11 protein-coding genes and 1 tRNA gene are annotated in these 9,091 nt (G+C 44.5%); 9 read left to right on the top strand and 3 right to left on the bottom strand.

Annotated features, from left to right (window positions below; genetic code table 11):
* Positions 1–222 precede the first annotated feature (222 nt).
* The 3 genes from BLV54_RS13665 (at position 223) to BLV54_RS17370 (ending at position 2,076) form a co-directional block, all read left to right on the top strand.
* On the top strand, positions 223–750 hold the full coding sequence (locus BLV54_RS13665; RefSeq protein ID WP_090572179.1) for a hypothetical protein: 528 nt from the start codon (positions 223–225) through the stop codon (positions 748–750).
* A 176-nt stretch (positions 751–926) separates the two neighbouring features.
* Complete coding sequence (locus BLV54_RS13660) at positions 927–1,607, top strand: HNH endonuclease (RefSeq protein ID WP_090572178.1); 681 nt, start codon at positions 927–929, stop codon at positions 1,605–1,607.
* Positions 1,608–1,752: 145 nt separating this feature from the next.
* Positions 1,753–2,076 carry a transposase gene (locus BLV54_RS17370; protein ID WP_090572177.1) on the top strand — a complete coding sequence of 108 codons (324 nt, stop codon included), beginning with the start codon at positions 1,753–1,755 and terminating at the stop codon, positions 2,074–2,076.
* Between the two features lie 92 nt (positions 2,077–2,168).
* Here BLV54_RS17370 and BLV54_RS13650 read toward each other — a convergent pair whose 3' ends face one another.
* Together BLV54_RS13650 and BLV54_RS13645 are read right to left on the bottom strand one after the other, a co-directional pair.
* Positions 2,169–2,648: a nuclear transport factor 2 family protein gene (locus tag BLV54_RS13650; protein ID WP_090572176.1), complete on the bottom strand. Its 480-nt coding sequence runs from the start codon at positions 2,646–2,648 to the stop codon at positions 2,169–2,171.
* A 328-nt stretch (positions 2,649–2,976) separates the two neighbouring features.
* Complete coding sequence (locus tag BLV54_RS13645) at positions 2,977–5,388, bottom strand: Tex family protein (RefSeq protein WP_090572175.1); 2,412 nt, start codon at positions 5,386–5,388, stop codon at positions 2,977–2,979.
* Positions 5,389–5,937: 549 nt separating this feature from the next.
* Here BLV54_RS13645 and BLV54_RS13640 point away from each other — a divergent pair.
* The 4 genes from BLV54_RS13640 (at position 5,938) to BLV54_RS17005 (ending at position 7,752) form a co-directional block, all read left to right on the top strand.
* Positions 5,938–6,165 (top strand): hypothetical protein, encoded by a 228-nt coding sequence (locus BLV54_RS13640; RefSeq protein ID WP_090572174.1) that lies wholly within the window; start codon positions 5,938–5,940, stop codon positions 6,163–6,165.
* A 101-nt stretch (positions 6,166–6,266) separates the two neighbouring features.
* The gene (locus BLV54_RS13635; RefSeq protein WP_090572173.1) at positions 6,267–7,136 is read left to right on the top strand and encodes a PA4780 family RIO1-like protein kinase; all 870 of its coding nucleotides are present in this window, start codon (positions 6,267–6,269) and stop codon (positions 7,134–7,136) included.
* Between the two features lie 163 nt (positions 7,137–7,299).
* A tRNA-Met gene (locus BLV54_RS13630) sits at positions 7,300–7,376 on the top strand.
* Positions 7,377–7,626: 250 nt separating this feature from the next.
* The gene (locus BLV54_RS17005; RefSeq protein WP_256329511.1) at positions 7,627–7,752 is read left to right on the top strand and encodes a hypothetical protein; all 126 of its coding nucleotides are present in this window, start codon (positions 7,627–7,629) and stop codon (positions 7,750–7,752) included.
* 230 nt (positions 7,753–7,982) lie between these two features.
* Here the strand turns inward: BLV54_RS17005 and BLV54_RS13625 are convergent, their stop codons facing one another.
* Complete coding sequence (locus tag BLV54_RS13625; protein WP_090572172.1) at positions 7,983–8,261, bottom strand: addiction module antidote protein; 279 nt, start codon at positions 8,259–8,261, stop codon at positions 7,983–7,985.
* Positions 8,262–8,354: 93 nt separating this feature from the next.
* Here BLV54_RS13625 and BLV54_RS16230 point away from each other — a divergent pair, with 93 nt between their 5' ends.
* Together BLV54_RS16230 and BLV54_RS17000 are read left to right on the top strand one after the other, a co-directional pair.
* The gene (locus BLV54_RS16230; RefSeq protein WP_176969783.1) at positions 8,355–8,495 is read left to right on the top strand and encodes a hypothetical protein; all 141 of its coding nucleotides are present in this window, start codon (positions 8,355–8,357) and stop codon (positions 8,493–8,495) included.
* A gap of 287 nt (positions 8,496–8,782) precedes the next feature.
* Positions 8,783–8,917, top strand: a complete 135-nt coding sequence (locus tag BLV54_RS17000; protein WP_256329509.1) for a hypothetical protein — start codon at positions 8,783–8,785, stop codon at positions 8,915–8,917.
* Positions 8,918–9,091: the final 174 nt, after the last annotated feature.

Genomic DNA, 9,091 nt, shown 5'->3' with positions numbered 1-9,091 from the left:
GGATGATGCGGACGACAGGGGCGGCATTTCAGTGCCGAGTTAGTCGGAATTATCCACAACGGACACCTTGAGCCACACCCCCATCAATAAGTTATGCTACGCTTCTTAATAATGGGTGTCATCCACAAATTCAATGGTAGACACCTTTTACAGTTAGCAAACATGATAAATATAACAATTTTTTGCTATTAATGACATAAGTAGGGAAAGTATACGGAAACCATGAAACGCGACCACGATTTCGTTAAATCGCTTATAGATGAATTCTTTTTATCCGTAAAATTACACGATTATTTTAATATTTTTTATGGCAATAAACCTATAACAGGCTGGGAAACTTGGTTACAGATCGAATTTGCATATTTTCTCAGCCACCATTCCAGTACACCTGAGTGGGACAGAGAAATACGTTTAGAATTTGATGGGCGAAGAGAGCGTGAAAAAATTAATTTTCGACCAGATTTCATCCTAAGAAAAAAAGGCTGGGCTACAAGCAGTTATGCTGCGCTTGAAATCAAGCAAGATAAGAATCCAATTCAATGCATTAACAAAATGATTTTTGATCTTGATAAAGTTAGTAAAATTAGGCCATCTCAGTTAAATATGCGTAGTTATTGGGCACTTGGCATATCAAAAGCCCCCTTAGATCAATCCCCAATCGATTTTCTTCACCAGTATGTAGAGCTCAACCCCAAATTAGCTTCTGCAAATGTAATCGGTAGCACTAATTTGGCATATTATTTATTCTAAAGTAGCCAGAATTTTCCATAGTTTACACATTAATCTTTTAAACACTTGGTCTATTTAAGCATCCTTCTAACCACTCATTCAACTGGACAGCCAACTAGCTACACTGGTTGCCTTCCCTTCGCTAACGCTCCGGTGCCGGTTAATTCGAATGTTATGCGCAATAAGAAACTAACTAGATGGCTGATTACACGATAAAGCGATTTAATAAATATTCAAAAGCGGAGCTTATTTCAGCGCTTAGGGAATTTGCTGATGCAAAAGGTAATGAATATGTTGCTAGTCGAGATTTTTGTAATTGGTTGGGTGTTTCTCCAGCAACCGTAGAAAGACATTTTGGCAAGTGGTCCTTGCTATGCAATAAAGCAGGTATTTCACCTCGATATGATAGAAACGTTGACAAAGAATCCTTGTTTCAAAATCTAGAGGTGGTTTGGGAAAAACTAGGGAGACAGCCCAGGGCCAAAGAAATTAAGCAGCCACTTTCTCCAGTTTCTATTTCAAAGTACCAGAAAGAATTTAAAAAAACTTGGTATGAAATCTGTTTAGAGTTTATTTCTTGGAAGTCTGGCGCCACAATTGAGGAAATAGAACAAGAATCGCGCTCTCTCCTTAAGCCAGCATCTGATGTGCAACACAAAACAAACAGAAGTATATCATTGTCTCTAAGGTATGATGTTTTTAAAAGAGACAATTTCAAATGTGTAATTTGTGGTAAATCCCCAGCGTTGTTACACGGAGTTCAATTGCACATAGATCACATAATTCCCTGGTCAAAAGGTGGTGAAACAGTAATTGAAAATCTTCAAACTTTATGTTCGGAGTGTAATCTTGGAAAATCAGATAAATACAGCGCATAACAATCGCTTCCACTCGACGTCGGCGCTAACGCGCCTCCTCGGCTGAAGCGTGACGTTAAAAATAAATTTTGTACTATCTTACTGTAATCTGGTTTCAGTCAATTTCAAAAGGTGTCAGTCATTGCATAGTGCATGAAGTGCATTTATGATGCGTAGCCGTAAAATGAATATGGAGAAGAATGGTTTTATGATACGTCCGATCAGACTGGAGTTTTCGAATGGTTTATACCATGTTATGTCAAGGGGGAACAGTGGAGAAGTTATTTTTGATGAAGATGAGGATAGACAGCAGTTTCTTAATTTGTTAGCAGAGCTGATAATACACTATGAAGCAATATGTTATGCCTACTGCCTTATGGATAATCACGAACATCTTTTGCTAGAAGCACCAAGGCAAATCTATCTCAAATATAATGTTTATTACAGTACTGTTAATCAGTTAATTCGTTCATTCTGCAAGATACAATGACTGACACCTTTTTTGCTAGCGACCTCGGCGCGTGATTGGCGGTAACCATGGTTGCTCCGGTGTTGGGTGAGGCTTAACGTTAAGCGGCAGACTCATAGACCAAGCTCAGATAAACCAGGATGCTCGTCTGGCCTTCTGCCCAGTGGCCAATGATATTTGCGCTCAGACTCTTTGATTGGGAGATCATTGATACTTGCTATGCGCCTGTGCATGAAACCACTTTCATTGAACTCCCAATTCTCGTTTCCGTATGAGCGGAACCAGTTACCTGAATCATCGTGCCATTCGTATGCAAAGCGAACGGCAATACGGTTTTCATGGAACGCCCAAAGCTCTTTTATGAGTCTGTACTCAAGCTCCCTGTTCCACTTGCGCACAAGAAACTGGACAACAGCTTCACGCCCACAAAAGAACTCTGAACGGTTTCTCCAAACTGTGTTTGGAGTATACGCCAAAGAAACTTTTTCTGGGTCTCGTGTATTCCATGCATCTTCGGCAAGCCTTACTCTCTTTGCTGCCGATTCAGCGTCAAATGGAGGAAATGGCGGTCTTGGTTGTTCTGTGTGACTCACGTTTCTTCTCCGATACCTGATGTTTTCCCTTTTATGCCACTTAACTAGTAAAAAAGGTGTCAGTCATTACATTTACGTGGAACGATGGGGCCAGATACCGTGTTGCTATATAACATCTAACTTTTTTGTGCTTTTTTAACAATCTGACTAACGGTAGAGTGATGCAACCCAAATTTGTCCACGGTCTGCTCTTGGCGGTCTCGCTATTGCAGATTCCTTAATTCCAACGAACCAAAAAAATAACCCAAAGATTGGCGTAATGCAAGACTATATCTGAACCATTATGTTTTCTTTTCTTTAAAAGTTATAGTCTCATAAAAATATCTGCTTACTTTTTCTCCTTGGCACGTGCCAGCGCCAGGGCAAATGCGCTGACCGGCTCGGGTTTACGGGAGGTCTTTTGCTGCGAGTCACGTGACTGCCGTTTGCGTGGTTCCTGAGGGCGGGGAGGGCGGGGAGTGCGTGTGTCAGCGCTGGAGGAGGAGTTGTCTGCCTTATCATCCAAACGCATAGTCAGGCTGATGCGCTGCCGGGTTGCATCGACTTCCAGTACTTTTACCTTGACGATCTGGCCGGGTTTGACAATTTTGTGGGGATCCTGGACGAATTTATTTGCCAGGGCGGACACATGCACTAACCCATCCTGATGCACGCCGATATCGACAAAAGCGCCAAAAGCGGCAACATTGGTGACGACGCCTTCGAGGATCATGCCAGGTTGTAGATCAGCAAGCGACTCGATACCCTCCTGAAAGGTTGCCGTTTTGAATTCCGGGCGTGGGTCACGGCCAGGCTTTGCCAGTTCCGTGAGGATGTCACGCACAGTGGGCAGTCCGAATGTTTCGTTGGTGAATTCATTGGGGGATAATCCTTTCAGGACATCTGGTTTGCCCATGACGTGTTCTATGCCTTTTTTCAGGCTTGTGAGGATATGCTCGACCACGGGATAAGCTTCGGGATGCACAGCTGATCGATCCAGCGGATTATCGCCGTCATTGATACGTAAAAAACCTGCTGCCTGTTCAAAAGTTTTTTCACCCACACGCGGCACTTTAAGTATCGTTTGGCGATTCGGAAAGGGGCCTTGGGCGTCGCGATACTCCACAATGTTCTGAGCTAGAATGCGATTCAGGCCGGAAACCCGCGACAGCAAAGGTGCCGATGCGGTATTGACGTCCACGCCGACCGCATTGACGCAATCCTCTACGGTGGCATCAAGCGAGCGTGCCAGAATGCGTTGATTGACATCGTGTTGATACTGACCGACACCAATTGACTTGGGTTCGATTTTTACCAGCTCTGCCAATGGGTCTTGTAAACGCCTGGCGATGGATACGGCGCCGCGCAGACTCACATCCAAATCGGGAAACTCGGCTGCGGCAAAAGCTGAAGCGGAATAAACCGAAGCGCCTGCTTCGCTGACCACGATTTTGGCTACTTTAAGCTCAGGTTTTTGTTCTGCCACCAGCTTGATGGCTTCAACGGCCAACTTGTCCGTTTCACGGCTGGCAGTGCCATTGCCGATCGAAATCAATTCGACACTATGCCGGATCACTAATTGTGCGATGGTTGCGAGTGCTCCCTGCCGGTCATTGCGTGGCTGATGGGGATAGATGGTGCCTGTTTCCAGTAGTTTTCCAGTCGCGTCTACCACAGCCACTTTGCAGCCGGTGCGGTAGCCAGGATCAAGGCCGAGTACGGCCTTAGGGCCTGCCGGAGCGGCTAACAGTAATTCACGCAGATTGCGGCTGAAAATCTTGATGGCTTCCGCTTCGGCTGCTTCGCGCAATTGCAACAACAATTCGGTACTGAGATGCAGGTGTGCTTTGACACGCCATGTCCAGTGACAGACGTCTACCAGCCATTTATCCGCGTTGCGTCCTCGATTCTCGATGCCAAAATGTGCTGCGATCATGGCGACACAAGGGTGAGGTACGATAGCTTCAGCCGCTTCATCCAGGCCGAGGTCAATTTTGAGTATTCCCAGTGCGCGGCCACGAAACAATGCCAGCGCGCGATGCGAAGGGATGATGCGGATCGGTTCCGAATAGGCGTAATAGTCGCGAAACTTTTCTTCTTCCGCCATTTCTTTGCCCGCCATGACGGTGGAAGACACAATGCCTTCGTTCCACAGTTTGCTGCGCAGGGCAGCGAGTAAATCAGCCGTTTCGGCGAAACGCTCAGCAAGGATATCACGTGCGCCTTCGAGGGCAGTTTTCACATCTGGAATGTTGATCGCTTCCACCCCTTCAGCGGCTGGCTGTACTTTGATGTATTTCGCTGCTTCTTGCTCGGGAATTAGCGTCGGATCGTGCAGTAACGCATCGGCTAGAGGCTCCAAACCTGCCTCACGTGCGATTTGGGCACGCGTGCGACGTTTGGGTTTGTAAGGTAGATAAATATCTTCCAGGAGCTGTTTCGTTGCAGCTTGTTCGATGGCAAGACGCAGTTCATCGGTGAGCTTGCCTTGCTCCTCGATCGAAGCCAGGATCGTCATCCGCCGATCTTCTAGTTCGCGCAGATATTGCAGGCGTTCCTCTATATTTCGTAGTTGCGTATCGTCTAGATTATTGGTTACTTCCTTGCGATAACGCGCAATGAAAGGCACCGTTGCGCCGCTATCGAGCAGATTGACTGCCGCTGCTACCTGAGAAGGAGCAACACTGAGTTCTTGGGCAATGAGCTGCACGATTTTTTGCTGTGCTGCATCAGAAATCGTTTGTGTGGTTGATGGGGTCATAGAATCTATTTTGCTTGGGGTTCAAAAGCTGTGCGTATATTGATAATGCACTGTTCGGTTGAAACTTGCTTCGTTATTTATCCTGAAAATGTTGCTGTATTTCCTGAGTTTTATCGATATTGTTGAGCAGGGCGTCGACACAATCCCGGTCTAGTTTATCATCGGCTATCAGACAGGGATCGGTTCTCATGCGATTGGGCGAGCACATCCTGATGTGAAAACAAATCCTCTTTCTTTGAAGTCATTGCAGCGCTTCTTGCGATGTCACGTGTTGGAATCACCCTGTGATTCTATCAGCGCAAGCAATTATGTCATAGAGAATAACTCATTAACTAATCAAAAGGTAATAAGGTAATAATTCTGTCATCAAGCAGATCTATCATATTAAAACAACTGTTGGGGCAGTTGTTTTATGTCAAATAAAAGGCTGCGACAAATTACCGCGCGACAATTTGTCGCATTCCAAGAGTGTTTTTTTCTCTCTACAATGCAAATCACGTGATTGATTATTACCGTAACAACGTAATAACCACAATCAAGGAGATGGACATGTTTTTTAAACTTAAAGTAATTAATTTGTATCAAGTTCTACTGGATAAGTTTCATATGAACTTTACTGGAACAAGAAAGCAAATGTTAACGGCAGATCAGAGTAACGGGAGCAAAACCCTGGTCGATGTCAAACATATTTTGTCCGAGGATACGGTCTGGCATCGAAGCAAGTCGCCAAGGTTTCAGCAAAATGTTCCAGCAAAATTAATTAATGCAGGAAGGTGAGGTAGCAGTTACGTGATTTCTCACCAGTTGAATTGAGAGAATTCATTTATTTGACAGGAGTATGGAAGCATGTCCGTATTGACATGTTTACATAAGAGCTTATGAAAATCCCCAAAAGAATTGAGCCACTGGTTGAAGAAGGTCTTGTTGATTCAGTTATTTGCCAACTAATGAGTGGCAAAGAAGCTATGGTATACGTTGTCCGTTGCGGCAGCGATATTCGTTGTGCCAAAGTTTATAAGGAAGCAAACAAACGAAATTTTTGCCAGAGTGTAAGTAACGCTGAGGGCGAGCTGGTTAGAAATGGTCGACGCATGCGTGCTATTCAAAGAAGAAGTTATTTCGGCTGGATGACACAGAAAGGGGCGTGGCAAAGCACTGAAGTGGATACCATGTCTCATCTGGCTACAGTTGGTGTGCCGACGCCTAAGTATTATAACTTTTTTGAAGGGGTGCTATTAATGGAGCTCATTACTGATAGTAATGGTGATATAGCTCCCAGGTTGAATGATTTGACATTGAGCGCTGAGCTGGCAAGGACGTATCATGATTTTTTAATTAGACAGATTGTCCGCATGCTTTGCCATGGTATCGTTCATGGTGATTTATCTGAATACAATGTGTTAATCGGTAACCAAGGCCCTGTTGTTATCGATTTTCCTCAGGCAATTTTTGCAGCAAGTAATCACAATGCGCAGAGAATACTTAAACGCGATGTTGATAATGTCACTACCTATCTAAGTCGATTTGCTCCAGAGCTTGCGCATACCGATTATGGTTCGGAGATTTGGTCGCTTTATCAGAGAGGAAAATTGCATTTGGAAGTTAATTTAACCGGAAATGCTGAGGAGAAAACCAAGCCAGTTAATATGAGCAGTGTTTTGAATGCTATTAACGCTGTATTAAAAAAGGAGATGGCTTGGCAAAGATACAAACAGGAACGTTGGACAAGCCGTCAATTGCAGTATTGATATTAGCTATAATCGACACTAATTAAATAATAAATAGGGTGCATGAGTGTTATCACTGAGCACTGAGAGCTATGACGATGATTCAGTTATGCCGTATCAAATGAATAATGAAGCATTATGATTTGACGGTGTTGGCATAATCTGCTATTATTCTTTGTTCTGACGCGGGGTGGAGCAGTCTGGCAGCTCGTCGGGCTCATAACCCGAAGGTCGTAGGTTCAAATCCTGCCCCCGCAACCACCGTTATCTGACTCAAGGCGGCTAGTCTGTCTTGTTTTATTTCAATCCGCAGTTCATCATTTTCCGGTTTTAATTCAGTCTCTCCCACAATAGCTTTGATTGCTTCGCGTGCGGATATTACATCCTGGATACGCTCCGGTTTTTGCACCAGGTTTCTGTAAATTTATTTTGCACGCGGAAGTATTTGCGTTGGTTGCCAGGATTGGATGTCTTTGAGCTTTTGTTGAGCTGCTGATAATTTGGCTTCAGCTTGTTCAAGTGCTTACTTGGTGCTGGGTGTGATGATGCCTTGGCGAATAGCGAGCATGATGTTGTCGATCTCAGTTTGCGCTTGTTCTTGGTTGATTATGCGCTAGTGGCCTTTATCATCAAATGATGAAGTAAAACTATATAGCCGGTTCGATGCGCCGGAAATGTGCGATCTTCCGCCTTTGTTGCTGTCGCTGATGCAGGTTACTGCGCAGCCTTACAGATCGTTCAACGAATAAATGACTTCGCTAATCCCATATCTTGATATGACGCACCCTCGTAACACTATGCTGGGGGATAATCAGCAGAAAGGGAGTGGTGTTACGGGGATGTTTTTAACAGTATAGTCATAGCACTTCAAGATATTACGATTTTGCACCCCAACAATTTGACAATCTTGGCGATGGTGTCAAATCGCGGATTGCCGTCATCGGCAAGCGATTTATACAAGCTCGCTCGCGACACTCCGGCACGTGCCGCGATTTTGGACATACCCTTGGCGCGAGCAGCAGTGTTCAATGCATGGATAAAATCAGATGCAACTCCGGAATTAGCAGTTTCTCGCAAGAATTCGCGAATGTCTTCGTCCGTTTTAAGATGCGCATTAATGTCGAATTGTCTTGTTTTGATGATCATTTTCTAATCTCCGAGAATTTTAAGAATATTTTTCACTTTCTTAATGTCTCGCTTCTGACCGGATTTGTTACTACACGCCAACAGCAGAACGATGTGCTGCTGGCGGATTGTGTAATACACATGAATGTCGCTGCCAAAGAAGTAGCGCAGCTTGAACAGCCCGGTTTCGATAGTTCTGTAATTATCAAAATTGCTATTTTCAACTTGATTGAGGCGAGACAACAATTCAATTGATTGCGGATTACCCGATCCAGTCTATCAGACCATTTGTCAAATATTTGTGTGGTAATCAATATTTGCCATGCCGCGCCTGCCGGGTAATGCGGGCTATGCCGGGGAATCAATTATGGGTTGAAATATGGCAAGGATCATTCGCGAGGTTCGACCAGGATCGTTTTCGTAGAGAACTCGCCAGTTATCACTTCTAGGGGGCTTGGACGAGTTCTTGGAGACCTGGCCAGCATGGGATGGGTGCGGGATGGGAGTGTTCAGAGCTTCCAGCATCTGAGCGTGTCACCATAATGACATTTAAAGAAGATAGGGTATGCTGCCTGGCTTATATCTTCGAGATGGATTTACATGTATTCAATGATCGTGAGCTGAAAGAACAACCGCATGATGCTTTGTTTGGCAGGTCACCCAGGGAGGTGATGTAATCATTTGGGACCGATTGGGGCAGAAAGATACTTCACCCTGATATTTGGGTGAAGAGAGTTAAAATCGCAATCGAATATGATATAGCCAATCACATATAAATTGATTATAATTTGTGAATGACCTATCCAGTATCATTTCGCCGTAAGGTATTATCCGTTCGAGAGAAGGATGGC

The sequence above is a fragment of the Nitrosomonas sp. Nm33 genome (assembly GCF_900107265.1).
Classification (GTDB): domain Bacteria; phylum Pseudomonadota; class Gammaproteobacteria; order Burkholderiales; family Nitrosomonadaceae; genus Nitrosomonas.
This window is presented reverse-complemented; position numbering and strand designations above follow the sequence as displayed.

Bases quoted from the DNA above. Each gene is read 5' to 3' on its own strand.
- BLV54_RS13640 (WP_090572174.1), top strand. From the start codon at position 5,938: ATGTTTTTTAAACTTAAAGTAATTAATTTGTATCAAGTTCTACTGGAT.
- BLV54_RS13635 (WP_090572173.1), top strand. From the start codon at position 6,267: ATGAAAATCCCCAAAAGAATTGAGCCACTGGTTGAAGAAGGTCTTGTT.
- BLV54_RS13645 (WP_090572175.1), bottom strand. From the start codon at position 5,388: ATGACCCCATCAACCACACAAACGATTTCTGATGCAGCACAGCAAAAA.
- BLV54_RS13665 (WP_090572179.1), top strand. From the start codon at position 223: ATGAAACGCGACCACGATTTCGTTAAATCGCTTATAGATGAATTCTTT.
- BLV54_RS13625 (WP_090572172.1), bottom strand. From the start codon at position 8,261: ATGATCATCAAAACAAGACAATTCGACATTAATGCGCATCTTAAAACG.
- BLV54_RS17370 (WP_090572177.1), top strand. From the start codon at position 1,753: ATGATGCGTAGCCGTAAAATGAATATGGAGAAGAATGGTTTTATGATA.
- BLV54_RS17000 (WP_256329509.1), top strand. From the start codon at position 8,783: ATGACATTTAAAGAAGATAGGGTATGCTGCCTGGCTTATATCTTCGAG.
- BLV54_RS13660 (WP_090572178.1), top strand. From the start codon at position 927: ATGGCTGATTACACGATAAAGCGATTTAATAAATATTCAAAAGCGGAG.